This window comes from Acinetobacter pengchengensis (genome assembly GCF_982235305.1).
The window spans coordinates 2,496,541-2,522,611 of record NZ_CEVATJ010000001.1; the positions used below are offsets into that span (position 1 = coordinate 2,496,541).

Below are 26,071 nucleotides of genomic sequence, written 5' to 3' on the forward strand. Positions count from 1 at the left end.
GGGTATTCAATGTGCCCCCTTTTTTATGTATGAAAAGCTGTTTTGAATCCACTTACCACAAAACTATAATATACAAATGTCTATAAATATTAAATAGATATCAAGATGCATGTAGATTTACAAATCTCTGGTGCAATACGCAATAACTGTCCCCAAATGATATGTTTTTTCTAAATTACGCATGAAAAAATAACTAAACGTACAAAAATTAGTCGAGGATGACTCACAATAACATGCCGTAAGCAACGGCAATTTACATATCTGAGCTTTCAGGAGGGAAGCGTCACTTCACTTGTAATAAAAATAAAGAACACAGGATTGTTTTATGACCATCATCTCTAATACACGGACAATTTCATTAGCTATCATTGGCTGCTTACTTGGCCAATCGGTGCGACTCAAGCGGCTCCAAGCGTTTTGCCTATTCAGGAACAGGCCAAATCTGACTATACCAAAACCAAATATCCATTGCTCATGGTGCATGGTTGGCTGGGCTGGTCACGCATTGGCAATTTGGATAACGATGGCATGGTCGCACGTTATAGCACTCACATTACTAGACGATCTATGTATGCTTGAAATTCAAGTGCATAAAGACCTTTTAAACTGACTGATATTTCAACAACCTTTCATCATTCGGAACTTGCAATATTGCAAATCTCCTGAATAATGACAATTGACAATAAAAATCGTCATGCTAGGAAAGCACAATAAAATAGAGGATATTATATGAAATATGGATTATTCATTGCAGGCTTAATTGCGGCCAGTACGATTAGTACCTCGCACGCATCCAATGCAGAACAGGTCAAATCTAACTTCGTCATCTCCAGTTATGCCAAAACCAAATACCCTATTGTGTTTACTCACGGTATGGCAGGTTTTATCAATATTGGCGGCGATCAGTTAGGTGTCGACTATTGGTACCAAATTTTACCCAATTTAGCACGTAACGGTGCCAACGCTTGGGCCACCCGTGTATCTCCTTTTAACTCATCGGAAGTCCGTGGTGAACAACTGGCACAACAAGTCGATGAAATTCTTGCAATTACAGGTGCAAGCAAAGTCAACCTAATTGGTCACTCACATGGTGGACCAACCATTCGTTATGTTGCAGGCGTGATGCCGTCTAAAGTCGCATCGCTGACTGCTGTCGGTTCACCAAATAAAGGCTCACCTGTGGCTGATTTTATTTTAAAAGTACAAGGCACACCACTCGAAAAGCCATTAATGGATATGGTCAATTTAGTTTCCAAAACCATCACTTGGGCACAAGGTTTAGACCCAAACAGCTATCCACATGATTCGTTGGCGAGTGCAAAAAGCTTAACTTTGGCTGGCTCAGCACAATTTAACAGCAAATTCCCAATGGGTATGCCAACGACGAGTTGTGGTGAGGGCGCTTATCAAGAAAAAGGCATCCAGTTCTACTCATTTACGGGTAATACGGCTGTTACCAATATACTTGATCCAGACTCAGCCATGCTGGCGAGCAGTTTATTGATTGATAATGGCCGTGATAATGATGGTTTGGTATCACGTTGCAGTGCCAAATTTGGTAAAACCATTCGTGATAACTACTATTGGAACCACTTGGATGAAGTCAATCAAGTCCTGGGCATGAAAGATATCTTTGCCCCAGATCCTGTCGATGTCTACCGTCAACATGCTAACCGCCTAAAACTACAAGGTTTATAAATTCAAATAGCACACATAAAAAAATGCGCCTAAACGGCGCATTTTTTAGCTGTAACGCAAAGTTAAAATTAACCTTGTTTACGTGCTGGTAATTTCTCACGAATACGTGCAGCTTTACCAGACAATTCGCGTAGGTAATAAAGTTTAGCACGACGAACGTCACCACGACGTTTCACTTCGATTTTCGCAACGATTGGAGAGTGAGTTTGGAAAACACGCTCAACACCAATACCGCTAGAAATTTTACGTACTGTGAACGCAGAGTTCAAACCACGGTTTTTCTTCGCAATTACCACACCTTCAAATGCTTGAAGACGCTCACGATCACCTTCTTTTACTTTTACTTGAACGATAACTGTATCGCCTGGTGCAAAAGCTGGAATGTCTTGCTTAAGCTGTGCATTTTCAACAGCTTGTACTAAAGGATGCTTACCACTCATGGGGTATCTCCAATATGTGTGGGTCAGAAGAGGTCTGAGATCCACTGGGGCTAGAGGCTAAAGCGCATAGACCCGATTAACTTTCCCTTTATGCTTGACCGCTTCAAGACATAAAGAGCCTATTTAAGTACTTAATTTACATTAAGCAGTTTAGTTTGCTCGAAGCATAGCTTCTCGCCTTGCGCTCGGGTAAAGCAATGCTTTACTCACCCTCGCTCATCTTTTAGCCATTTTTTTTGCTGCTTACTCAACTCAACTTTTTCAATCAACTCAGGTCGACGTTCTAAAGTTCGTTGATAACGCTGCAAAAAACGCCATTTTTCAATATTGGCATGATGTCCCGACTTTAATACTTCAGGGACATCCAAACCTTCAAAATGGTCTGGCTTGGTATATTGTGGGCAATCTAACAGACCATCCACAAATGAGTCTTGCACATGAGATTGTTCATCCGACATAGCACCCGGAAGTCTCCGGATAATACTGTCTAACAACACCATCGCAGGCAGTTCACCGCCCGATAACACGTAATCTCCAATTGACCATTCCTGATCTACATAGTTTTGGATTAAACGTTCATCGACACCCTCATAACGACCACACAGCACAATTAATCCGTCATATTGAACAAATTGTTGTACTGCAGTTTCGTTTAAGGTTTTACCTTGTGGTGACATATACACCACTGGCACATGAACTGCACCCGCTTGCTGTGCAAGGTATTTGGCATGTTGGATTGCTTGTGCCAATGGCTCAGCCATCATCACCATACCTGGACCACCACCAAATGGACGTTCATCCACTCGTTTGTAGTTGCCCTGCGCATAATCGCGAGGATTGATACAATGAATTTGCATCAGATCACGTTGTGCTGCGCGCCCGCTAATACCGAAACGTGTAATCGCTTCAAACATTTCAGGAAAAAGCGTAATGACTGCAAAAAACACCGCAGACTCCTCTATTTTCCTGCTATGTGAATCCTGAAAGGATTAATAATCTACGCTCCAATTCACGTAGATGCGACCCGCTTCGAGATCAACGCGTTGTACCACATCTTTATGCCATGGAATCATACGCTCTTCACCATCGACACTATCGGCAGTTGCGCGAACCACCATCACGTCATTGGCACCTGTTTCAAACAGTTCATGGATTTGACCAAGGTTTACTTCTTGTTCGTCATCGTTCAGACCTAACACCGTTAGACCTTTTAAATCAGACCAGTAATACTCGTCCACACCTGCTTGAGGCAGTTGCGCTTTTGAAATCCAGATATTTGCGCCAACCAAGTTGTCTGCTGCGGTACGATCACTCACACCTTTTAAGCTGACAACCAAGCCTTTGCCATGTGGTTTCCAACGTTTTACATCGACAGTTTGCCATCCTGCTTTGGTTTCAATATACCAAGGCAGGTAGTCAAACATGTTGCTCATAGGTTCTGTATTGGAATAGACCCAGAGCCACCCATTTAATCCATAAGCTGAACGTAGCTGTCCAATCTGAATACGATCTTCGGGCACATTCTGTGTTGGTGTCATGGGCTACCTACTACTTAATTAAATTATGCAGCAGCTGCAGCTTTCTTTGCTTGAGCAGCTAAAGAAGCAACACGCTCAGACGGTTGAGCACCTTGAGCAACCCAGTGTGCAAAACGGTCAGCATCTAAACGAAGTTTTTCTGCTTTACCTTGCGCTGTTGGGTTGAAGAAACCAATACGTTCAATGAAACGACCGTCACGCGCATTGCGGCTATCAGTTACAACGATTTGATAGAATGGACGCTTTTTAGCACCACCACGAGTAAGACGAATAACTACCATGATACAACCTTATAGTTTTTACGGATTATCCCTGCACCGACCATCGATACATTTCAAACCCCTTTCATAGAGGGCAATATTCTACGCTAAATTCCGCACGAGGGAAAGATAAAAAAATGATTTATCCACAGTTTTGAATTTGGAAGTTAGCGACCATCCCAATTTGTAGTGGCTGACGGCACACAGGCAGTCCCACTATTAATATCGGTTCCTTTGGTCCAACAACGCTCACCACGATAATTTACAACCAAATGCCCATCACCTTGTTGTGCTGATCCAGCAATTGGAGTTGCTGTTAACGTCCACGCTGATGATGTTAACGCTGAGGGAGTACCGCCCACAGGGCTTAAACTTACAGTATATAAAGCTGTCCCCTGTGTCGGATAAGCCGCTGCTATTCCCACATCACTAGTTGTTGCACCCGTTACCTTAAAATTAGCAATTTTGTAGCGTTGAATTTGACTCGCAATTTCAGTCAAGTTGGCCTTCATATCTGCTCGTTTTGTACGACGTACAGAGTCTTGATAAGAGGGATAGGCAATTGCTGCTAGAACTGCAATTACCGCAACAACGATCATTAACTCAATAAGAGTAAAGCCTTTTTGCTGTATTACCATGCCTCTCCTCCAGTGCCACACCCTGTATAACTAATGTTTTCAGCAGTCAAATTTTTACACCGAATTCCAGTGCTTGTAATTAAGTAGTTATAATTTTTTGCATCTGTTGTCGTCGCTTTTAACACCCAAGCATGACCCGCAGCATCTGTTGCATTTAATAATTTAGTCGTATTTGTACCATCTTTGAGTTCAAAGCTATAGGTTCTAGGGGTACTTAATGTTTGAGCAGAAAAATCAAATCCCTTATAACTAAAATTTCGTGCTTTATGCCGTTCAAGTAATGTCGCAATGCGCTTCAACTCTTGTTGTGCTTTCGATGTCTCTGCTCTACGGATATAAGCTTGATAGGATGGAATTGCGATTGCTACGAAAATCGCAACAATCACAACAACGACCATGAGCTCGATTAAGGTGAAACCATTTTTTTTCATAGATCACCTATTATTTTTCATACCAACGTTGTGCAATTAATTTAATAGTCGTTGCATATTGATCATTTAAATTATTACCAATAATCGCACCACCAACTAAACGTGTTGTTCCATCACCACCACTCGCAATCGCATGGTTTTGAATCCCTGGTCCATGATCGTCACTATAGTTCGTATTTGTGCGACTTGGATAGTCTGCCGCTGAACATTGACCAAATGGCATACAGAAGATTTGTACTTTACTTACCCCTTGCACACCACCACCACACGCACCCGTTAAACCTAAACGACTTGCATCATAGCTACTCACATACAGGTCATAATCAATTACGGTTGGTGAGTAGAATATCTTTTCATGTTGAATTTTCGTACCACCTGGGAGTTTATAATACCAACCCGATGAGGTTGCATAAGGTGCAACCAATGCTGTCATGTTATCCTCGGTCTGCTGGAAACGATTCGCCATAGTGAGTTCATTGATCGCAAGTGAACCAGTCGCACCCACTGCTGCATCTTGAGTATTCATTGTACTTGCAGTATATAGATCAGAGCGAGTTACGTCTTTATCGTAAATCGTATATAAAGCATCATAGTGTCGACCCGAATCATATCCAGCTAAAGGATGACTCAAATTCCCACTACCAATCGAAATGCCTGCAAATAAATTACCACTTGCACTGTCTTCAAAAATCGCAAACGATGGCGCAGCGTAGAAACGTGGGCTCGTTCCACCCGAAGCATGCATATTCATAATACGAGTTGAACGTGTTGCAAATGCACCACTGGTTGACGCGTTATTATTCAGATCAATGCGGAAGACTTGTCCACCTAAATCACCAAAATAAAGATGATCGACTAAACCATCATTATTGCGGTCGGCAGTTTTAATTTCACTTACCACACTGTATTTCATATTGGCATCTTTCAGCGCAATCACGCCGGAGTTGGTTGTAGCAGCCGTAGTAGCTGAAGCTTTATTACTTGCCCACCACAACAAATTACCTGCATCCGCACCATCGGCACTAAACATATACACACCCGCACCAATACCATTGTCTTGGTCGTAGGTATCACTTTCATATCCTCCATTATTGGCTTTACCTGTGGTACCGCCTGCGTCATAACCGCCCCCCACAAACATCACCATTTTTCGGCTGCCTTGCCAGTTTACCCAAGCAATTTTAGGTTTCGACCAACTTTCACCCATATAGCTTAACGGTGTTCCTGAAGCAGCGGCATCTGGATTAATATGGAATTTTAAAGATGGACTACTCATATCTGTCAGGTCAAGCGAGTAATAGCTACGACCACCCATACGTAAACCACCATAAACAAACTGCTTACCCTTGAGTGTCGTTGTACCTGTCGTAGTTTTCCCCCTACCGACGGTTAAAGTACCATCCGCCTTAGGTACATATTCGGTATAAGCCGTCCACGGCGCATCTATACCATAAAATAAATTTGCTGTTCCACCTGTGGTTTGATTAGGGGTTAAGAAAGCTTTACTTTGGTTTTCAACCATTTCATTTGGAACGAATGCAAATATTTCCTTACCACCACCATTGGTTGAGGTGTAGTCATCAGCTTTCACCACATGCAATAAACCTTGTGTACTACCAAACAATACATAATCTTCACGACCACTCGATTCAAGCTGTTTGGTCGAGGCGTTATAGGTCATTTTACCTTCATTCGATAGTAATAACGGTGAAGAATGCATGACAGCACCCAACTGACGTAAGTCTAGCAGGGATATAATATCTGTGGCTTTTGGATCACCAACAGCCGAACCACCCGATACATAATTTTTACGTTCAATACGTGTAAGTGAACTTCCTGTACTTGCAACACCACTGGTAATGACACGATTAGTTAAAAGTTTACGATTTTCAACCGTAACCCCTGCTAACACCGAGGTGCCGAGTGGTAATTGTGATTTCACCCCGCCCATACGTGCATAAAGTTCACTGCCCCATGTATTTTCATCACCCTTAGCAATCGCATCAACTTCACTTACATTAGGTGCCCAATAGTCATGTGTACCTGTAATCAACCGCCCAAGTTCATCTGTTACTGCTTCTTTTTCCTCAGCAGCACCAATAATAGTGCTATTTTTACCAACTAATCGACCTAGATTATTCACATGGTACTTTTTCATATTCCCAGCCCAAAGCTGACTTCCTACAGTGGTTGTCTTATTCGGGGTTGGTTTAAATTGAGAAAAGTACGCATTACTTTGTACTAGCACAGGATTTAGCGGGTCTTGTGGAATAGTTGGTGCACCAGTAGTCATATAAGGAATATCACTTTTTGCGACATCCGCAATAAAGCGTTTAATCGTATCCGTTAAGGCATTCGAATCCTTTACTGAATAATATCCACCACCACCTTTCACCCCCGAAATTGCCGCTGCCCCTTTATTATTAAATAATTCTTTTTCATTATTGGTTGCTGTTGCCGCAATTTCATCGGTGACGCGTTGAATCATCTGTGCAGTAGTTAAATTCGGGTCATAGTCAGATAAATGTTGCGAAAAATCAAAGCCCGTACCGAAACTCACCACCACCGATTTCACAGGCATGGCTATTTTCGCCTTACTGGCGGCTAACAAGTCCGCAGCTTTACCCACACATTTCCAGGCTCGCCCATCTGCAAGATTACCCGTCGTTGGACAATCCGTAGAATTGACCTGAAAACCAGACTGCAATACACTGTTTAAGTTGGTTTGTGCAACATCCATTTCTTCATGTATAGGCACTCCCGCGGTCAAAGAAAAAATGCCATAGCCTGAACATTGATCAGCAGCAAGGTCTCCGCCATTCTCATTGGTGAGCAAAGTTTTAGCGGCTACGCCATAAGCCTTTGCCACAGGTACAATTTTACTTTCATTCGGGTTACCCATAGAGGGAGCGATCTGGTGAATCCTAGCATTTAATACATCACGCCCATAGGTACAACCTGTAGAATTATCTACAGTTCCCGTTGGGCAATTGATCAATTTACTACTATCAGATGGATCAACTTTATACCAGCCTAATGGCACAGGGCGTTGATTTTGAGTAGTTCCATAAAGCGGAAATAAACCAAGCCCCAATGAAACTTTATCACCTAGTTCTGGACTATTGACTACCGCGTATAAACTACGTCGCACCATGGTATAGCGGTCAAAACACTTATAAGATGTTGGAGTTAAAGCTTGTGAATAAACTTTTTCGCACCGAGCCTCAATCGCTGTCTTATTTAAATTACTCGCATTGCCAACTGGATACGGTGTCGTACAGTAATATTCATTATCCGTATAAGAAATACCATTAAAAACACGTGTTACGCTTTGAGTAAAATAATTATCGCTACCACCAGGACAGGTCATTCCTTTACCAAAATCTTCATAAATTGAACCTGGCGATTGTGATCCGCTTGGAGGTGGCGACATAAATGATGAGTTATCCAAATTCAACATCACCCGCGCCTTACCATCCGCCGCATTAGGAGCTTTATAAATTTCAATATCGCTGGCATTGTTCGCCGTTACACACAGCATTAACGTGGTTAATACTGAGAGCTTAAATGTCATTATTTTTGCTGTATTTTTCATGGTTTAATCCCTCAACATTAAGTACGGTCAAAAGCTTGCGTTAAGTTGTATTCGGCAATTTGCGTATTTACTGGCACACCCAAATCTTGCAAACATTGCGACACACTTTTATTCATGCCTGTGGCAGGTGTCACACCACTCGGAATGACCACCTGATTCATGTGTGTAGAAAAACAATTATTAATATCTGTATCGTTTGCTGTGCTCATTGAAGGTACAATTGAAGTCGCAGTAACCAATATTTTTTCTGACTTATCAATCTTGGCAGACTCCGCGTCGGTTCCTCTTTGCATATGTTCGAATGCCCGATCTAAATTACTTGAGGCATCGGTATTCACCTTAATTGAAACTTGAGTCATGACCGCTTTACGACCACTGGTAAAGAAATTATTACTGCTATCCATCTTACAATAACCATCTATACCTAACTCGCTGTTATTTGGATCTGTTCCCGATACCCATTGCATAAAGCTCACCCTAGAAAAGTCATAAAAGGTGCTTGCTGTGCCTCGATAGCAAAACACCAACTCCTTACCCTTATTGGCATCGCTTTTTACCAAACCAAATAATCCATCATAGGCCGTGTTTCTTTCAATAAGATCAGGGTCTTCAACATTAAAAATTGCAGAATCGGAGTTTTGTACCAACAACTGCTGTGCTTGGCTACTCGTGGCAATATTCAAGGCGGTCAAACTACTTCGGATGGCTAATGTCCCAATCACAGTAATAATGACCAATAGAATTAGAACAACAATTAATGTCGCACCTTCTTGTTTTGTTTTCATTATTCTCGCTCCCCAAGTGCATTGCGTAATGCAATCGTTTGTGAAACCACCTTACGAATATATTTTGGATCAGACATAGTTTTTAACTTTACAGCTTGATCTAAAACCTGAAATGTTTGATTAGCCTTAATAACACTATCGCCACCTATTGATTGTGTGGATCGAGTCAGAGCACCCAACTGAATCGATACTATTCTTGGGCGTGGTGCAGTTAATGCTAGGTATGAATCTATTGGAAGATAGCGATGTGTGCCATTTGCAAATTGCACGCCTAGCAGCACCCTAAAATAATCCACCCGTTTCATAATAATTTCACCAGAACCTCCATATCCCACTATAGTATTTGGAGTATTTAAAGCGTAATAACCTGCATCACAAGCCAACGCCAAAGGAGAGCCTTCGTTACTTGCTTTATTGTTATCTGTTCTTAAGAAATAGCGCTGCACCACCATATGCAGACCCGCGGATTTACTAAAGCGTAGCTCTTGTCCTTCACAGTCAAAGCCACCGACCAGTTCATCATCGGTCTCATCTGTAGGCGTATTTTTATTGTCTAAAGTGTATTGAGGTAAATACTGGATTACTAACTGGTCACTACTTATCGCTGTACCACCACTATCCACAACATTACTGGTTAAATTACCTTTCGAAATCAGATTAGCATCAAGTGCCGCAGAGGACAGATATACATTGCTTTTGGGTTCTGTATTCGATGAGCTTAAAACCACGCCACCATAGGGTGTTTGATCATTAATTGCGGCTTCTTTGACATTTAAATTGGTTAAGCGAATATCCTTAGTAATATAATTTAGTCCAAAATTCGCATTATCTTGTAGCTCAGATACTCCTTTTTGCATCGCGACGCCTTTTTGCCCAGTTAAAAACAATAGGATTGAAGCCGCGACCACGATCAGCCCCAACGCTAAAGAAATCATGAGCTCAATTAAAGTAAAACCTATTTGTTTTTTCTTCATTTTAATAGGTCTCCATAATTACACAGGTCGAGCTAGGATTATAGGAAGTCCCATTGGTACAGTCGCCACTACCAGTACCATCCGTCGCACTGGTATCTCCCCAAGCAACATACAAGCAATTTCGACCATCATTATTACCAGCACAAGACAATATGTTAACTGTCATCCCCAAGTCGGCCGCTTTCCCTGTGACTTGAGACACATCAAAATCAGCCAAATCTGCAGTACTGCACGCATTGGTCATACAGTTTGTATTGTATGCAACCTGATTCGCTGCAGTAGCAGTTTGGGCTTTATAGGCAGCCAGTCCATCGCGATTTGCTCGAATTCGCTCCGCTAAGTCGCGCGCAATATTGATCGCTTGAACGCGATTTATTGCTTCAGATGTTGCCTCTACAGCCCGATATTGCAATGCAACAAATCCTAAAATCCCAATTGCCAAGAGCAGCAAAGCCACTAAAATCTCAATTAAACCAACACCCTTTTGACTCGACATTATTATTTTCATGAGCATGTTCCCTCAGTAATCTGCTGAATGGTGCCCATTCTCGAAATACTCACAGTTCTTGATAATTCACCAGATGCCTTCTCACAGATAGTAAAAGACGTATCCGCTGTTGCACTCTTAATTAAACCGGTAGCTAAAAATGTAATACTTGTTGGTGAACCAGTTTTCAACACTGCTTTACCTTCTGGCATCCAATTTAATTGCGTCAAAGAATCAGCAACCGCTGAAGTATTTAGTTGCACAGTAACTTCCCTACGCTCTAATGCTGCTTTTGACCTTGCTTGAACCAGTACATTGGCTAACTCTTGCGTACTTTTTTTTAAGTTTTGCTTTAGCAACATATTGCTGAAAGAAGGCACAGCAATCATTGCGATAATCGCCATCACCGCAATCGTCACCATCAACTCAATTAAGGTGAACCCGTTTTCTTTTTTTCGCATACTCCCCCCAAGACACAAACTTTGCCCTATTAAAAATAGTAACCAACAACTTTACAAAACCCTCACACTTCAGGATAAAAGGCATAAAAAAGCAGATAACCATCATTCAACGGTTATCTGCCTATTTTTAATAACTTTTTTAAAATTTAATATGCTTCGCAGTTTAGGCCTGTGTTACAGGAATACGTAACTCTTTGGGCAAACTAAAGGTAATATTTTCTTCACGTCCAGCCAGCTCTTCAGGTGCTGTTGCACCCCAATCCTGTAAGCGTTGAATCACCTGTTTAATTAAAATTTCAGGTGCAGATGCGCCCGCAGTTACACCAATTTTTGTATTTGCTTTAAACCATGCTTGGTTTAATTCATCGGCATTATCCACCAAGTAGGCTTGTTTCCCCATGCGTTCGGCTAACTCACGTAAACGGTTTGAATTCGAGGAATTTGGAGAACCCACCACCAACACTACATCACACTGACTGGCCAAGTCACGTACAGCATCTTGACGGTTTTGGGTGGCATAACAAATATCGTCTTTGCGTGGTCCCTGAATATTCGGATATTTTTGGCGCAAGGCATCAATCACTTTGGCAGTGTCATCAATCGACAAAGTTGTTTGCGTCACAAAAGCCACTTTATCTGGATGCTGAACCGCAAGTGCAGCCACATCATCCTCATCTTCTACCAAATAAATTTCACCACCATTTTTCTTGTCGTACTGTCCCATCGTACCTTCAACTTCTGGGTGGCCTTCATGCCCAATTAAAATAGCTTCGGTGCCTTCACGCGCATACTTAGTCACCTCAATATGCACTTTGGTGACCAATGGACAAGTCGCATCAAACACTTTTAAACCACGACGCTCTGCTTCTTGTTGTACTGCTTTAGATACGCCATGCGCACTAAAAATCACAATGTTGTCATCTGGCACTTCATCTAGCTCATCAACAAAAATTGCCCCGCGCTGACGCAAGTCGTCCACCACAAATTTATTGTGTACCACTTCGTGACGTACATATATAGGTGGGTTAAAACACTCAAGGGCACGATTTACAATCGCAATTGCTCGGTCTACACCTGCACAAAAACCACGTGGATTCGCCAATACAATTTCCATAGAACCCTCTATGTTGAAGTTAAATAGGTGGGATGTTTAAAAATTTATGCCAACAAAAGCCATCTTGGCTATTTTGTTTAAGGGGCGCCTACTCTAAAATAGAGAAGATATTTTATCATATCAGGAAAAATATCATGTCGGGTCTATTGTTTGTCGTTTCTGCCGCTTCAGGAACAGGCAAAACATCCCTCGTTAAAGCCCTGCTTGAGCGTGTGAATAATTTACACGTTTCAGTTTCTCACACAACACGCGGTCAACGTCCCGGCGAACTCGATGGTGTGCATTATCACTTCACACAAAAACAAGATTTTATCGACTTGGTAAAACAAGGCGGTTTTATTGAGTATGCTGAAGTGTTTGGCAATTATTACGGCACCGCGCAAGCAACGGTTAAAGAGCAGTTAGCCAAAGGTCACGATGTGTTACTGGAAATTGACTGGCAAGGTGCTCAACAAGTACGCAATCTTTTTCCTGAATCGAAGCAAATTTTTATTCTTCCACCAAGTCAGTTTGATTTACGTGAGCGCTTGTCTAACCGTGGCACCGATGCAGTCGATGTGATTGAGCATCGTTTGGGCTGCGCAGTAGAAGACATGCAGCAATATGTCAATTTTGACTATCTGATTATTAATGATGACTTTAATAAAGCCTTGCACGATTTAGAAGCAGTGATTATTGCCAATCGTTTGGTGACAGCGCAGCAGGCACATCGTCATCAAGCCTTGATTCAAAAGTTAATTAGCCCACCCAGCGCGTGATTAAAACTTGAGTCTATAGGCAAAGCACCTTATACTGCACAGTCTGTTTAAATTTACTATTCGAACGAGAATTCTTATGGCACGCGTTACCGTTGAAGATTGTTTAGACCATGTAGACAACCGCTTTGAGCTTGTACTAGTGGCAAGCAAGCGCGCGCGTCAATTGGCACGTCAAGGCATTGAGCCAACTGTAGAGTGGGACAATGACAAGCCAACTGTAGTGGCATTACGTGAAATTGCTGTGGGTCATGTGTCTAAAGACATTTTGAAACAACGTGATCAAGACTATCAAACTTCAAGTCTTGACCTCGCACTTTCAGCAAATAACTTGAATTTAGATGGTTTTTCTTTCCAATAAGAACCACTTTCTGAAAAAGCCTAGTATTTTACTAGGCTTTTTTGTTGTCTGAACTTTAATCTTGCGCTAAAAACCATTATAACATAAGGAGTAAGACCCTGTTTATTAGTGCCAAATTTATCACTATTTTGGCATGAAAAAAATTGACAAGTCATGCAATATGCTTTTCATTATAAGGTCTAACTGTAGATTCGTTATCACTTGTATTTTAAAGGGTGTTATATGCCAGGCACGATGGTCAGCCAAGCCAAACAACAGCTTCAAGCCATGATCGAACCTTACCTAAGTGTAAGTGATGTCGAACAGGTGCTTACGGCTTGCGATTATGCTGAACATGCGCATGATGGCGTGACCCGTAAAAGTGGTGAACCGTATGTGTTACACCCGATTGCGGTGAGTTGTATTTTGGCACACATGCGTTTGGATGCCGACACGCTCATTGCTGCGCTATTGCACGATGTCATAGAAGATACCGACTACAGCAAAGATGACATCACAGAAAAATTCGGACGTACCGTTGCCGAACTGGTCGATGGTGTAACCAAGCTTAGCCATTCGAGCGACAAGGAATACAACAAAGCCGCTTCGTTCCGTAAAATTCTGCAAGCAACCTTACAGGATCCACGTGTCATTATTGTGAAACTGGCAGACCGTTATCACAACATGACCACATTAGATGCGCTGCGACCAGACAAACGCGCACGCATCGCCCAAGAAACTTTTGATGTGTTTGTACCGATGGCACGTATCGTGGGTATGAATGAAATGGCGGATAACCTTGAACATCTGTGTTATCAAAACCTAGATTTAGATATGTATAACGATGTGCAAGCCGCCCTTTTGCAAACCAAGCCAAAACGCTGCGAATACCAGTCTAAATGGGAAAAAAACCTTGCCGACCTGCTGCAAAATAATCAAATTACAGGCCGGATTAAAAAGAAAAATAACAATATTGAATTACTGCGCCACTTTGTTAAAAACGATATTGATCTACAAGAACTGACCCACAGCCACGCCTTTGAAATTATTTTACAAAGCATTGCCGACTGTGACCGTTTGGCCGATATTTTACGTGACAGCTTTCAGGTCTTGCATTATGAAGATCATATCCGTCGCCCACTGCCAGGCGGTAACCAATCGCTCATGATGCGGCTAAAAGGTGAACAAACCACCTTATCACTTACCATTCAAACTGAATTGATGCGTAAAGCCGCACGTTTTGGCGTAGTCTTGGGTGAAAACGCACCACAAGCCTGCCGTTCTGCCATTCAAGCCTCTATGCAAAGCTTGAACGTGTTGATTGATGGTGAATGCGCTAAAACTACATTTAGCGATTTACTGGATTATCTACACCAAGAGAAAATTCATGTTTATACCCCGCACGGACATTTACATGAATTGCCCCAAGGTGCCACCGCAGTTGACTTTGCCTATGCAGCCAGTTTGTTCTTAGGTAACCATGCCGTCGGTACAAAAATTAATGGTGAAAGCAAACCACTTTCCACACCACTCACCAGCGGGCAAGTGGTCGAAATCATCACCGATGTTTTAGCCACACCCAACCCAGATTGGTTGAGCTTCATTAATACCCAAAAAGCCCGTCGAGCCTTACAGAATATTCTGCGTGATCAAGATATTGAAGAGCAGCGCTTGGTGGGTCAGCAAGCGCTTAACCGTGCGCTGAAATTATTTAATCACTCGATTCAAGACTTGACCGAAGCAGATTGGTTAAATGTGTTGCAATGGCGTCATATCGACAGCAAAGAACGCCTGTTCGAACAGATTGCAGTCGGAGATTTATTGCCACAGTTGGTGGCAAATCACATTTACGCACTCGATCAGGACAGCAGCGAACATTCTGACCGTCTGATTCAGGGCACAGAAGGCATTGACGTGAAATATGCGCACTGTTGCAACCCTGTACTGGGCGATCCGATTCAGGGTAACTTGTCACGCCGTGGCTTGATTGTGCATCGTGCGCGTTGCAACAACTTACTGCATGAGCAACATCAACATCCTGAAAATATCATGCCGCTACAATGGACTTCGGAAGATGTAGATGACGTGAGTTTTACGGCTTATCTCAGCATTGATATGGATATGAATGACGAACAAATTTCCGATTTGATCTATCAATGTCGTAAGGCCAAAACGGGAGTAGAAATGGTACGCAGCCACGATGGCAAAACCTATGTGAATATTGTAGTGAATAACCGTAAGCAAATTGCCAAAATTATTCGTGATTTGCGTATGCACTTCGGTTTCCCACGAATTAGCCGTTTAGCGCGCCCCATCAGCATCGCAGAAGAAGCCAAAGCTTGTTAATTTAATGTGGCTACATAGTTTGACTGTGCCGCACCTTCACCGATTTTGCATTATAGACTCATCAGGCTACTGAAATGCAGTCGGATGGTCTATGATGTTCATACATTATTTTAGGAGAAATCAATGTCTCGCCAAGTCATCCATACTGAAAATGCACCTGCAGCAATTGGTACTTACTCTCAAGCCATTTTAGTGGGCAATACTGTTTATTTATCAGGTCAAATTGGTTTAGACCCATACAGCATGGAATTGGTAGAAGGCATTGAAGCGCAAATTCGCCGTGTGTTTGATAACTTAAAAGCCGTTTGTGAAGCGGCGGGCGGTTCTTTGGCCGATATTGCCAAGCTGAATATTTTCCTGACGGATTTATCACACTTTCAATTAGTCAACCAAATTATGGGCGAATACTTTGCACAACCATACCCTGCGCGTGCAGCCTTAGGTGTGGCTAGCTTGCCTAAAGGTGCTTTAGTTGAAATGGATGGCGTGGTGATTATCAATTCATAAGTCATTATTATTCATATACTTAAAAACTAATAAACGATGCCACCTATTGAGTGGCATTTTTTAATTCAAAAACTCAATTACAATAAATGACTTTTCAAATGATTTTTATTGACAAACGATAATAATTATCAATAATAACTCTTATCTTATTTCAATTATTGTGGTTGCATTCATGTACGTTTGCTTATGCCGTGGTATTACAGATCAAGACATTAAAGAAGCCGTTGCCAATGGTGCAGAGAGCTATCGTGAAATTCGCGATATGTTTGACTTGGGCACGTGTTGTGGTCGCTGTGCACCTGAAACTCGCGCTATCATTAGCGATGAAATTGCACAAATTGCATCTCGTCTTGCCGTAGCTGCCTAAAGCTGACGTTTTATTGCTCTCCCCACATTTAAATATTATAATTTATACTCAGTGTTTCCTCTCCCGCTTTCGACTACAGCGGGTTTTTATTGGCTTACATTTCTTCACACCACCTAGCTAATTGTTTTTGATTGCGATTTTCATTTGCGGTCTGGGGTCTATTTATACTTCATCTATGTTTGCGACTACGCATATTTTTTAGCTGATATAAGGCATGGGACAGGAAATTTAGTCATTCTAAATGACTGGCACATAACGCAATAGCAGAAAAAAATATGCTTGTCCCCTTGCGCAGCAAACAAAGCAGTGCTTTGTTCTTGCTCATGTGGCTAAAACTTTCTCAGATTGCGTTATGAAACTTGGCAATAGTCTCGCTATTCCCTGCGTTTCATGCTTTACGACGTATACGTCTCATGCTCAGTTTTAGCCTACAGCGCAATCCATTTATGAAATATAAATAGCCCCTAAATCACTCGCCATTTTGCCCAGTCTTGTTTAAGATACAAATATAGATTGCCTTAAGCTGTTTAAGGCAGAAATTGTTGATGGAGTGCTGCAATGAAAGGCAATCGTGATGTGATTAATCAACTCAACCAAGTTTTGTATCATCACCTGACTGCAATTAACCAATATTTTTTGCATTCACGTATGTTTAATGATTGGGGCATTGAACAACTCGGCTCGGCTGAATATAAAGAGTCGATTCGTCAAATGAAACATGCTGACAAAATTATTGAACGTATTTTATTTTTAGAAGGGCTGCCAAATTTACAACATTTAGGCAAATTATATATCGGTCAGCATACGGCTGAAGTGTTGAAATGTGATGTGCGTAAAGTCCAAGAAAATATTGAAGCGATTCAAAAAGCCGTCGTTTTGGCAGAACAACAACTGGACTATGTAACTCGTGATTTGGTTCAGGAAATTCTAGAGAAAGAAGAAGAGTATCTCGACTGGGCAACGACACAGCTTGATTTGGTTGAAACTGTAGGCATTGAAAACTATATTCAAAGCCAACTCTAAGATTCATCTCGCTTCAATCGCACAAAAGACTGGTTTTTCCAGTCTTTTGTTTTTAGGGTTTGGTAGAGGTTTTTAGTTCATCTTAGGTCATGATTGAATCATGCTTTTAAAGTAAGAGATAAAGATTCATCCGCTGGGATTCTTTGAACTTATGATATTTGCTGGAACGTCAATTTTAAACCCAATGCATTTGCCACTTTACTCACCGTCACAAAACTAGGATTTCCCTGTTTTCCAAAAGACTTATATAGCCCTTCGCGGCTTAAACCCGTTTCTTGTGCAAGTTTAGTCATGCCATACGATTTAGCAATATCACCCAAAATATGCGCAATATATACAGGATCATCCCCCGCCTCTTCTAAAGCCGCTTCAAGATAAGCCTGTCTATCTTCATCAGTTTTAAGATGATCCTGTATGTCCCATTTTTTTAACTCAACAATCATGCTTCACCTCGTATTTCTTTTGCCAGTTTCAGTGCTGTACGAATATCATTTTGCTGTGTAGATTTATCTCCACCTGCGAGCAAGAGCAAAATTTCACTCCCATGCTGCATGAAATAAATACGGTAGCCAGGACCAAAGAAAAATCTCAATTCAGATACATAATCACCAACAGGTGAAGTATCACCCAAATTTCCCAGTTCTACCCGACGCAAACGAGCATTAATACGTGCCTTCGCTTGCGTGTCTTTTAATGAGTCAAACCATGCAGCATAAGATTGAGTGGTTATAATTTTATACATTTAATTGTAATCTATAGTTTACAGTTTAAGAAGTTTATTTTTGTTGTCTAGCTCAATAGAGCTTAGCTAATTGCAAAAATGCGCAACGCTTCACATAAAAATACGCTATTGATACTTCTGCTTCACTTGAGCCGCGATATCTTTTAGGCTGAGTGTACTTTCGCCACTATTCTCGCCTGCTTCAATCGCTCGCTTCAAAGCTACAGTTTGATTTTCTTGCTGTTCCAATAATCTTAATGCAGATCGCATCACTTCGCTGGTTGAACCATAACATCCAGATTCAATCAGTTTGCTCATAAAGTCATCGAGTTGTGGGTCAATTGTTACACTCGTAGTTCTCGCCATTAGCATGCCTTATTGTATAAATAGATCATACAGTTCTAACATAAATGCCTTTATCTGAGCAAAATTTCAACGCTACTTCAATTTCACACATGAAATCAATTTCATAATGAATACCCCTCTCTTTTTTAAAGAGAGCTTGGGAGAGATTTTCAACATTGGTATCTTCAACCTTAGCGATGCCTTAGTCAATTGACGATATTTAACGCGCTTGTTAATATAATTTTTGTATAGTCGTCAGGCTGAGTTCTTCTTATAAGTCTGCATGAGCTTGGTAATATCTATATTTCAAGAAAATAAATAAAAACAATGTAAAACAAATATTTATACAAAAAAATCAACCATTTACCACAGCAAGATGATTCAAAATCAGGCTGAGTTGAAATTGTCTTTTATCTAACACAACAACATTCCATCAATGGAATATAAAGAGTATAATAAATCATGTGGGATGTCGAATATACCGATGAGTTTGAACAATGGTGGGAAACTCTGACAGAGCAAGAGCAAATATCAATTGCTGCTTCAGTAGAACTTCTTGAAACTTTTGGTCCAAATCTAAAATTCCCACATAGCAGTGGAATTCATGGTACGCAAAAGTACGATCACCTGAGAGAATTAAGAACGCAACATCAAGGTCGCCCACTTCGTACCTTGTACGCTTTTGACCCAAGACGTACCGCAATTTTACTGATTGCTGGTGATAAAACTGGCGATGACCGTTGGTATGAGATCAATATCCCTATTGCAGAGCGTCTATATGATGATCATCTTAATCAATTGAAAAAAGAGGGTTTAATCTAATGGCAAAAAAATTTACTGCTCTACGTGCAAAAATGTCTGCCGACTCCCAACAACAAGCACACCAACTTGCTCAACAGCACATGAGTGAAATGCCTTTGCAAGAGTTACGTCAAGCACGCGGGCTATCACAAAAAGTCATGGCCGATTTACTTAACGTTCAACAACCTGCAATTGCAAAATTAGAAAAGCGTACCGATATGTATGTTTCTACTTTACGCAGCCATATTGAAGCAATGGGAGGTCAATTAGAAGTGATTGCACGCTTTCCCGATGGCACAGTAAAAATCACGAATTTTTCAGAAATTTAGTTTATGCTCTGAACTCTCATCTACAAGAAGGACTTCTCCTTGAGGCATGAGTTTTTGAATCCGCCTCCTTGCACCATACATGGCTCACCTTTTTCAAATCCCCCTCAATCCCCCTCAATCCCCCTCAATCCCCCTTTGATAAAGGGGGAAGCTTGAAAAGCATGTTTGCACAATAAATAAATTTTATGATGAATGTTCCCCCCTTTTTTAAAGGGAGGTTAGGAGGGATTTTCACCATATTTGGCTTATATTTTTTGAATCCCCCTCCTTGCGCCATATATGGCTCACCTTTTTCAAAGGGGGAAGCCACACAAGCATATTTTTTTAAATAGAATACTTAAATCAGCGTGACGCGGCCTCATCCAATAAAGTCGTATAATCTACATTGACCTGCCATAAAGTGCTTAACAACCATAATTGCTTTTTGGCTTCTGCTTCATAACCGTTAAATGCTAATACGCGTGCATATTTCAATAAATCGTAACGGGTTGGATAATTCAACACCATTTCATGAATATCCTGCAACTGTTCAGGCGTTTGTAGGCTATACGGATTTAAACGAATCCACGCAATGCGACGGTTAAATTCTTCCAGTACAAAAATACGCTCTTGATTGGTAATTTTTTCAGGCGTTTGTTCATAGCGTACCGACTGATTCAATTTAGGCACCATCACCTCATAATCACGATAAATCAACATCAACAACAATGCGCCAAGTACAAAAGTACTGCGTAAATAAATTGCAGATAAAGTGAAGCTTTTGAACACCAGTTGTGATTGAACCATGCCGATAATAAAACCTACAGGCAGCAAGAAGTAGGCATAGTTTTGTGGGAATTCCAGCATGGCATGTACGCTAAATGCACCGACCATTAAAATCCCCACAACCGATTCCGCCGACTGGGTATATTTATGCAACTGGTAACCCCAATAGCCCAGATACGCCAAAAATGGCACGCCGAGTATCACACCATTCCAAAGTAAAAAGTCTAAAATAAAATTGTGTGCGCTACGAATCCACACAGGACCTTGCACAATTTCGCTAATCGTGACATACGCCACACTGGTTTGATGCCAACCATAGCCCCACCACGGTTGATGTTCAATCGCAGCGAGCATTTGCTGCCAAATTGCTAAGCGCGACATATCACCTGTAGCGCGTTGTACCACATCACGAGATTGCACCGAAAGGTCTGCACTTTGTGAAAGCAATTGACTAAAAGCAGGTGCGATAAAAATTAACCCGATAAATGCGGCAAACCACAGTAAGCTATAGCGCCATTTAATCCGCATCACGCCACGGTATTGTTGATAGCTCAAATAGATCAAGAGACACAGCGACGCCAACCATGAAGTCCGTGATTGACTCAGTACCACACCAACCAAAATCATGGCAGCAGCAATCACAATCCACACAGTTTTGAGTTTTTGTTTTTCATATAAATATAAACATGCCATAAGCGACATCACCAAAAAGGTCGCCATATTATTCGGTTGGGCGAAATTGGCATAAGGGCGTTGTCCAATTTTAATATCCACCATCATTGGCAGGTATTGATCGAGTGTGAGCCACTGACAAATTGCCATGAATGCGGTAATACTTCCCACGCCAAGCAGCACATAACTAAAACCTGTAAAGATGCGTTCACGTTCGCTGTTATTTTGCGTGAGGTTGTAGCCAAAAATAATTGCCAACCAAAAACTGAAGATATACACACTGCTGAGCAAGGCTTTGTCAAAGAAATAGACTAAGCCTAAACTCCACTGAATGAGTGGAACACTGCACAGTGCCAGTAAGGGCAGGCTGATTTTTGGTATTTGTGATTTTGCTTTAAACAGGCTGGCTGCGAGAGCAAACAGGGCAAAAAATGCATAAAGTTCACCTGTATAAGTGACCCACGGGCGGTAGTGAATGGGCAATAGCCATGCAAGGGAGATGAGGATGGCAGCCAAAAGTAGCAATGCAGATTTCATAGAAAAAATAGACCAAAAAACTGGCCCTATCTTATATTTTTTTAGGCAAGATGATAGTGCTTTGTGTGGCAAGTTTGATTGGAATTCTGCCAGTTTTAAAATGGGATAATCGCATGGGGAATACTGAAATTCCCCATTTTTTACTCAAGATGTTATTGCCACGGTCTGAGGTCTACTATTTTGATGATGCTTGCAGTCTGGGTTACGCTACACTCACCGAGTTTTTTTATTTTATTCAAAAATCACGCACCACAAGTTTTACAAGAACACTCTCATATTCAGTTAAGTCATGCTCAGTTCGAGCAATTTGTTTAAGTATGTCAAACTCAAAAAAAGGTCCCTACCCGATTAAAACAGGCTACCCAGCTTTTAGATAAAGAAAATTTTTAAGGAGCAGAAATGAAAGTCATTACATGTGCTGAGCTGCAAGACAGTTTAGCGGATATACTCGATTACGTTATAGACGATCATTCACTCGTACTTATTAATAGAGAAGATAAACAAGCCGTGGTGATAATAAGTCTAGATGATTGTCATGCCTTTAAAGAAACAGCGTACCTACTCAAAAGTCCTGCCAATGCAAAACGGTTACGCGATTCAATCGCGCAAATTGAAGCAACTGAAACAACGTGTCATAAACTCAGTAAAGAGTGAGATTGAGATGCACTTACAATGGCAGAAATAGCACCCTCCTATACCCAGAAAATTTCAGCGATAGACTCCAACATAAAGAACGACATCACAACACCCAAAAAGAAAGAAACGACAAATACGTGATACAAATCACACAATGACAATGTTTGTCTAATACTCACAATTCAACCTGACAATAATTGTCACTTTTTAACAAAAATATACAGTGAAATTTATAGTCTGAATTTTTTTATGTATAAGATGCTGTTTTTCTGTGTAAACTGTCTATAATAAAAGTTGGCACGTTTAGTGCTACTATTAAAATAGCTTACAAAGCTTATAATTAAATTAACAACATTTGTGGAGAATGTTATGAACGCACAGAAAGGTTTTACATTGATCGAGCTGATGATTGTGGTCGCTATTATTGGTATTTTAGCTGCAATTGCGATCCCTGCTTACTCTAACTATACTGGTCGTGCTCAAGCATCTGAAGGCTTAAAAGCAACAACTGGTTTACAAGCAGATATTGGTGTATTTGTTAATGAATATAACAGAGCACCAAATACAGCAGATTTGACTGCAAGTTCTACCCCGCCAGGGGCAGCAGCTTCTATTGATTCAGCTGCTAAAGCTTTAGCTGGTAAATACTTCAGTGCAGGTAAAGTTACTGTTACTAATGGCGGTGTGATTAATATTGAATTCGATGCAGGTGCAAACTCTGGAAAAGGATTTACATTAACCCCTACTCTTACAGGTAGTAATCAAATCTCTAAATGGACTTGTGCACCTTTAACAGGCAAGGAAATTGATAAAGCACGTTTACCAACAAGTTGCCAACAATAAATTAAATAAACGCATCAAATTTGATGCGTTTTTTTTAATTCAAAATTTTCTAACAATAGTGAATTAAACTTTTCGAGCAGTTTTTCATAATCTTCCTCAAGCTGCTCATAAGCACTTTTCACAGCTTTGGTCTTAGTTTTAGCCTGCTTAATCCGTTGTGCAGGCGAAAGAACATTTTGCCCCACTTCCTGTACTGCTTGCTCAATTGCCTCCACCAGTGCTGCATGACGGCTCTTTTTAATTGAACCCCGTTTACGCCCTGCTTCAAGTGCTACAGTGTCGTTATTAATTGCAGAACCTTTAGGCAGAACCTCTGGTTTGTTGGCTTTTAATCGCTCTAAAGCAGCGTAATAATCATTAAGTGCACTCATATTTTACACCTCAATATTAATCGTTCTAATTTTTTGAATCATTTTGTTTAAAGCCAAAATCTCATTGTCCATTTGCGCGTATAGCAGACTGTTCTGTACTTGCATATCTCGCTGTCGTTGTAGTTGCTGAACCGCTTTTGGCATTTTTTCAGCACTTGTTGCGTCAAACACAGCATGGGCACAACTCAAACAACTGGTAATCGCAGTAAATGAAATTTTTTCGCAAGCATCAGGATTAGTATAAGCACCCAAAAGACTCGGTTTGTAAGCAATTTCCCCTTTTTTCATACGCTTGATGGTTTCATCACGGTTTGGAAATACTGTGAGTAATTGATCGCGGTCTTTTTGTAGCTGCAAATAGGTTCCTGCACCACCAAATAGCTTACTAGAGCTATTAATCACACCCTCTTCAAATTGCGCATAAGAATGCACTAAACGCTGATATTCCAGCTCTTGTATAAATTCCTTTTGGCTATCACCGGCTAAAATATTTGGAGCAAATACCGCATTATTACGGCAATACAATGTCTAAGACTCTGTTAGATGCTTGAATTGGACTGACAAAACACCTAAACCAATAACTCCTGAACAAGCGCCAAATCAGCCCAAAATAATCGGCGCATTGCCCAATTCATTTTGCTGATCTAGCAGCTGGCGGTCATAAAACACATCCAAAATTTCACCAATTTCTTGCACGCCTGTGATTACCGCTTGCCGATATTGCTGCTGTGCCAAACCCTGCACAATATGTGTACAGACATCATCCCACACCTGTTGCGTGGTTGCTGTTTTAATGCCACGGTCAATCACAATTTCTACTTTGCGTTCACACAAATTCAGGTACAGCAAAACGCCGCTGTTTAGTTCAGTATCCCAAACACCCAATTCTGCAAATAATTGGCGTGCACGGGTATGCGTATCTACCGCATACGCCAACCGCGAGGGTAAACAACCTTCAATCACCACCTGAATTTCACCCACATGCCCATGCTCGGCAACAGTCACCGCTTCTGCAATTGCATGTTGATCCTGCGCATTAAAAAAACGTTTAGTGGCAGGTAAATAAAAGAAATGCTTCAGCCAACGCTTTACACTCGGACGCGCTGCAATCTCCATTTTCGGTTGAGTAATAATTTCTGTTGTATCTGTTGTGGTTACCATGATCCTGATGCTCCTCCCCCACCAAAGCCACCGCCTCCGCCGCTATAGCCACCGCCACCCAAACCGCCGCCGCCAAAACCACCGCCACCACGTCCGCCTCCACGCCCTGCAGAGGACAAGAAAATTTGGAAAATGGTCTGTGCAATGGCAGTGATGAGTAAAAAGAAAATTCCCGCGCCAATCATTAAACTGGTGATTAAGCCGACACCATTGACTAAACCTGCCACTGTTCCTGCTACGGCAGCGGTTGAAGCACTTAAGCGTTTTCCGACAATAAGCGAGCCAATCACCCCTGCAATTAAAATAAATAAAGCGCTGCTCAAGGTTTTTTCACGCGCCTGTTGTTCTTGCAGGGCTTGTTCCTGACGTTGCTTCAGTTCTTGCGCCGCCTGTGCAGCAACTTCGGGGTCTAGGTTTAAAATCCGTTCAATTTCTGCCACGCCTGCATCTATGCCTTGTGCATATTGCGCTTGTTTAAAATACGGCGTAATGCGTTGGTTAATAATACGACTGACCACAATATCGGGCAGCACACCCTCTAAACCATAACCTGTTAAAATTTGAATTCGGCGGTCATTGACTGCAATTGCCATCAACACACCATTATCTTGCTTGGCAGAACCAAGCTGCCATTGTTCTGCGACCCGCATGGCAAAATCAAAAATATCCTCCTGCCCTGTGGTCGGTACAATCACCACCCCAATTTGTGCTTTGGCTTGTTGATGTAAATTTAAAATCCGCTGGCTGATTTGCTGTTTTTCTGCAGCAGTGAGCAAATTGGCTTGATCGACCACGGGCTGATTCAAGGTCGGCAAAGCACGGATGGATTCACCCTCTGCCATATCATTGGCAATTTGCGGTTGCTGAACGGGTGTTTCTACAGGTGCTTGCTGAGTGGTAGATGTAGGCTGACGTGAATTTGTAAGATCAGGAATAGGGTTTGCACTTTGAGGATGCTGTTGCTGCACAATTTTACCTAGCACCACAGCTTCGGCAGTTTCATCGGTTGCGGTGGCAACTTCACTATATGCCAAGCAGCTGAAACACATAACTGCCATGAGCAGCAGCATCTGCACTAGATTTATGCGGGTCTTGCTGTGCGATTGCAGCATCCAGACATCCTCCTAGGCG

30 protein-coding genes and 2 pseudogenes are annotated in these 26,071 nt (G+C 41.6%); 12 read left to right on the forward strand and 20 right to left on the reverse strand.

All coding sequences use genetic code 11. From position 1 onward, the window contains the following. Positions 1–396: 396 nt before the first annotated feature. Positions 397–510 (forward strand): annotated as a pseudogene (locus AC0T5Z_RS12095) (triacylglycerol lipase); the annotation flags it as partial. 219 nt (positions 511–729) lie between these two features. After that, a complete protein-coding gene (locus AC0T5Z_RS12100) occupies positions 730–1,698 on the forward strand; it encodes a lipase family alpha/beta hydrolase (protein WP_435336971.1) in 969 nt (322 codons plus the stop codon). A gap of 68 nt (positions 1,699–1,766) precedes the next feature. On the opposite strand, the gene rplS is transcribed toward AC0T5Z_RS12100, so the two are convergent. From rplS to ispH, 12 genes are all read right to left on the reverse strand, one after another. After that, entirely contained in the window at positions 1,767–2,138 is a 372-nt protein-coding gene (rplS, locus tag AC0T5Z_RS12105; protein ID WP_004809937.1) for a 50S ribosomal protein L19, read from the reverse strand. 206 nt (positions 2,139–2,344) lie between these two features. Continuing rightward, entirely contained in the window at positions 2,345–3,085 is a 741-nt protein-coding gene (trmD, locus tag AC0T5Z_RS12110; protein WP_435336970.1) for a tRNA (guanosine(37)-N1)-methyltransferase TrmD, read from the reverse strand. 42 nt (positions 3,086–3,127) lie between these two features. Next, positions 3,128–3,676: a ribosome maturation factor RimM gene (gene rimM / locus AC0T5Z_RS12115; RefSeq protein WP_291338711.1), complete on the reverse strand. Its 549-nt coding sequence runs from the start codon at positions 3,674–3,676 to the stop codon at positions 3,128–3,130. A 23-nt stretch (positions 3,677–3,699) separates the two neighbouring features. Further along, positions 3,700–3,957 carry a 30S ribosomal protein S16 gene (gene rpsP / locus AC0T5Z_RS12120; RefSeq protein ID WP_004974526.1) on the reverse strand — a complete coding sequence of 86 codons (258 nt, stop codon included), beginning with the start codon at positions 3,955–3,957 and terminating at the stop codon, positions 3,700–3,702. 146 nt (positions 3,958–4,103) lie between these two features. Then, positions 4,104–4,574 (reverse strand): type IV pilin protein, encoded by a 471-nt coding sequence (locus AC0T5Z_RS12125; protein ID WP_435336969.1) that lies wholly within the window; start codon positions 4,572–4,574, stop codon positions 4,104–4,106. Further along, a complete protein-coding gene (locus AC0T5Z_RS12130; RefSeq protein ID WP_016658479.1) occupies positions 4,568–5,005 on the reverse strand; it encodes a type IV pilin protein in 438 nt (145 codons plus the stop codon). The genes AC0T5Z_RS12125 and AC0T5Z_RS12130 overlap by 7 nt, the downstream gene beginning before the upstream one ends. Positions 5,006–5,015: 10 nt before the next feature. Next, a complete protein-coding gene (locus AC0T5Z_RS12135) occupies positions 5,016–8,600 on the reverse strand; it encodes a pilus assembly protein (protein WP_435336968.1) in 3,585 nt (1,194 codons plus the stop codon). 17 nt (positions 8,601–8,617) lie between these two features. Continuing rightward, the gene (locus AC0T5Z_RS12140) at positions 8,618–9,385 is read right to left on the reverse strand and encodes a pilus assembly protein PilX (RefSeq protein ID WP_435336967.1); all 768 of its coding nucleotides are present in this window, start codon (positions 9,383–9,385) and stop codon (positions 8,618–8,620) included. After that, positions 9,385–10,359: a PilW family protein gene (locus AC0T5Z_RS12145; RefSeq protein ID WP_435336966.1), complete on the reverse strand. Its 975-nt coding sequence runs from the start codon at positions 10,357–10,359 to the stop codon at positions 9,385–9,387. The genes AC0T5Z_RS12140 and AC0T5Z_RS12145 overlap by 1 nt, the downstream gene beginning before the upstream one ends. 1 nt (position 10,360) lies before the next feature. Next, positions 10,361–10,867: a type IV pilus modification protein PilV gene (pilV, locus tag AC0T5Z_RS12150; protein WP_435336965.1), complete on the reverse strand. Its 507-nt coding sequence runs from the start codon at positions 10,865–10,867 to the stop codon at positions 10,361–10,363. Then, the gene (locus AC0T5Z_RS12155; RefSeq protein WP_435336964.1) at positions 10,864–11,307 is read right to left on the reverse strand and encodes a GspH/FimT family pseudopilin; all 444 of its coding nucleotides are present in this window, start codon (positions 11,305–11,307) and stop codon (positions 10,864–10,866) included. The genes pilV and AC0T5Z_RS12155 overlap by 4 nt, the downstream gene beginning before the upstream one ends. Before the next feature lie 163 nt (positions 11,308–11,470). After that, the gene (gene ispH, locus AC0T5Z_RS12160) at positions 11,471–12,421 is read right to left on the reverse strand and encodes a 4-hydroxy-3-methylbut-2-enyl diphosphate reductase (RefSeq protein WP_180072788.1); all 951 of its coding nucleotides are present in this window, start codon (positions 12,419–12,421) and stop codon (positions 11,471–11,473) included. Positions 12,422–12,555: 134 nt separating this feature from the next. Between ispH and gmk the strand changes: the two genes are divergently transcribed. The 6 genes from gmk (at position 12,556) to bfr (ending at position 17,759) form a co-directional block, all read left to right on the forward strand. Beyond that, positions 12,556–13,179 (forward strand): guanylate kinase, encoded by a 624-nt coding sequence (gmk, locus tag AC0T5Z_RS12165; protein ID WP_008303116.1) that lies wholly within the window; start codon positions 12,556–12,558, stop codon positions 13,177–13,179. A 76-nt stretch (positions 13,180–13,255) separates the two neighbouring features. Continuing rightward, positions 13,256–13,537, forward strand: coding sequence for a DNA-directed RNA polymerase subunit omega (gene rpoZ / locus AC0T5Z_RS12170; RefSeq protein ID WP_004896248.1), 282 nt, complete (start codon positions 13,256–13,258; stop codon positions 13,535–13,537). A 222-nt stretch (positions 13,538–13,759) separates the two neighbouring features. Continuing rightward, positions 13,760–15,862 (forward strand): RelA/SpoT family protein, encoded by a 2,103-nt coding sequence (locus AC0T5Z_RS12175; protein ID WP_435336963.1) that lies wholly within the window; start codon positions 13,760–13,762, stop codon positions 15,860–15,862. 123 nt (positions 15,863–15,985) lie between these two features. Continuing rightward, positions 15,986–16,369 (forward strand): RidA family protein, encoded by a 384-nt coding sequence (locus tag AC0T5Z_RS12180; RefSeq protein ID WP_004809961.1) that lies wholly within the window; start codon positions 15,986–15,988, stop codon positions 16,367–16,369. 172 nt (positions 16,370–16,541) lie between these two features. Beyond that, positions 16,542–16,736 carry a bacterioferritin-associated ferredoxin gene (locus tag AC0T5Z_RS12185; protein ID WP_004809963.1) on the forward strand — a complete coding sequence of 65 codons (195 nt, stop codon included), beginning with the start codon at positions 16,542–16,544 and terminating at the stop codon, positions 16,734–16,736. A gap of 558 nt (positions 16,737–17,294) precedes the next feature. Then, positions 17,295–17,759: a heteropolymeric bacterioferritin subunit Bfr gene (bfr, locus tag AC0T5Z_RS12190; protein ID WP_004809965.1), complete on the forward strand. Its 465-nt coding sequence runs from the start codon at positions 17,295–17,297 to the stop codon at positions 17,757–17,759. A gap of 149 nt (positions 17,760–17,908) precedes the next feature. On the opposite strand, the gene AC0T5Z_RS12195 is transcribed toward bfr, so the two are convergent. The 3 genes from AC0T5Z_RS12195 to AC0T5Z_RS12205 all read right to left on the reverse strand — a co-directional run bounded on the left by AC0T5Z_RS12195 (position 17,909) and on the right by AC0T5Z_RS12205 (position 18,846). Continuing rightward, complete coding sequence (locus AC0T5Z_RS12195) at positions 17,909–18,202, reverse strand: addiction module antidote protein (protein WP_004809966.1); 294 nt, start codon at positions 18,200–18,202, stop codon at positions 17,909–17,911. Further along, positions 18,199–18,501 (reverse strand): type II toxin-antitoxin system RelE/ParE family toxin, encoded by a 303-nt coding sequence (locus tag AC0T5Z_RS12200; RefSeq protein WP_004809969.1) that lies wholly within the window; start codon positions 18,499–18,501, stop codon positions 18,199–18,201. The genes AC0T5Z_RS12195 and AC0T5Z_RS12200 overlap by 4 nt, the downstream gene beginning before the upstream one ends. A 105-nt stretch (positions 18,502–18,606) precedes the next feature. Then, positions 18,607–18,846 carry a type II toxin-antitoxin system ParD family antitoxin gene (locus tag AC0T5Z_RS12205; protein ID WP_004809971.1) on the reverse strand — a complete coding sequence of 80 codons (240 nt, stop codon included), beginning with the start codon at positions 18,844–18,846 and terminating at the stop codon, positions 18,607–18,609. Positions 18,847–19,287: 441 nt separating this feature from the next. Between AC0T5Z_RS12205 and AC0T5Z_RS12210 the strand changes: the two genes are divergently transcribed. Together AC0T5Z_RS12210 and AC0T5Z_RS12215 are read left to right on the forward strand one after the other, a co-directional pair. After that, positions 19,288–19,647, forward strand: coding sequence for a type II toxin-antitoxin system RelE/ParE family toxin (locus AC0T5Z_RS12210; protein WP_004809973.1), 360 nt, complete (start codon positions 19,288–19,290; stop codon positions 19,645–19,647). After that, positions 19,647–19,955 (forward strand): XRE family transcriptional regulator, encoded by a 309-nt coding sequence (locus AC0T5Z_RS12215; protein WP_004809975.1) that lies wholly within the window; start codon positions 19,647–19,649, stop codon positions 19,953–19,955. The genes AC0T5Z_RS12210 and AC0T5Z_RS12215 overlap by 1 nt, the downstream gene beginning before the upstream one ends. Positions 19,956–20,297: 342 nt before the next feature. Here AC0T5Z_RS12215 and AC0T5Z_RS12220 read toward each other — a convergent pair whose 3' ends face one another. After that, a complete protein-coding gene (locus tag AC0T5Z_RS12220; protein ID WP_435336962.1) occupies positions 20,298–21,929 on the reverse strand; it encodes a PglL family O-oligosaccharyltransferase in 1,632 nt (543 codons plus the stop codon). Positions 21,930–22,328: 399 nt separating this feature from the next. Here AC0T5Z_RS12220 and AC0T5Z_RS12225 point away from each other — a divergent pair, with 399 nt between their 5' ends. After that, positions 22,329–22,583 carry a type II toxin-antitoxin system Phd/YefM family antitoxin gene (locus AC0T5Z_RS12225; protein WP_435336961.1) on the forward strand — a complete coding sequence of 85 codons (255 nt, stop codon included), beginning with the start codon at positions 22,329–22,331 and terminating at the stop codon, positions 22,581–22,583. Positions 22,584–22,934: 351 nt separating this feature from the next. After that, complete coding sequence (locus tag AC0T5Z_RS12230) at positions 22,935–23,408, forward strand: pilin (RefSeq protein WP_435336960.1); 474 nt, start codon at positions 22,935–22,937, stop codon at positions 23,406–23,408. Between the two features lie 14 nt (positions 23,409–23,422). Here AC0T5Z_RS12230 and AC0T5Z_RS12235 read toward each other — a convergent pair whose 3' ends face one another. From AC0T5Z_RS12235 to AC0T5Z_RS12250, 4 genes and pseudogenes are all read right to left on the reverse strand, one after another. Continuing rightward, positions 23,423–23,779 carry a hypothetical protein gene (locus tag AC0T5Z_RS12235; RefSeq protein WP_435336959.1) on the reverse strand — a complete coding sequence of 119 codons (357 nt, stop codon included), beginning with the start codon at positions 23,777–23,779 and terminating at the stop codon, positions 23,423–23,425. 3 nt (positions 23,780–23,782) lie between these two features. After that, positions 23,783–24,379: pseudogene (locus AC0T5Z_RS12240) on the reverse strand (hypothetical protein); the annotation flags it as partial. Beyond that, on the reverse strand, positions 24,380–24,940 hold the full coding sequence (locus tag AC0T5Z_RS12245) for a TPM domain-containing protein (RefSeq protein ID WP_435336958.1): 561 nt from the start codon (positions 24,938–24,940) through the stop codon (positions 24,380–24,382). Continuing rightward, complete coding sequence (locus tag AC0T5Z_RS12250) at positions 24,934–26,052, reverse strand: TPM domain-containing protein (RefSeq protein WP_435336957.1); 1,119 nt, start codon at positions 26,050–26,052, stop codon at positions 24,934–24,936. The genes AC0T5Z_RS12245 and AC0T5Z_RS12250 overlap by 7 nt, the downstream gene beginning before the upstream one ends. Positions 26,053–26,071: the final 19 nt, after the last annotated feature.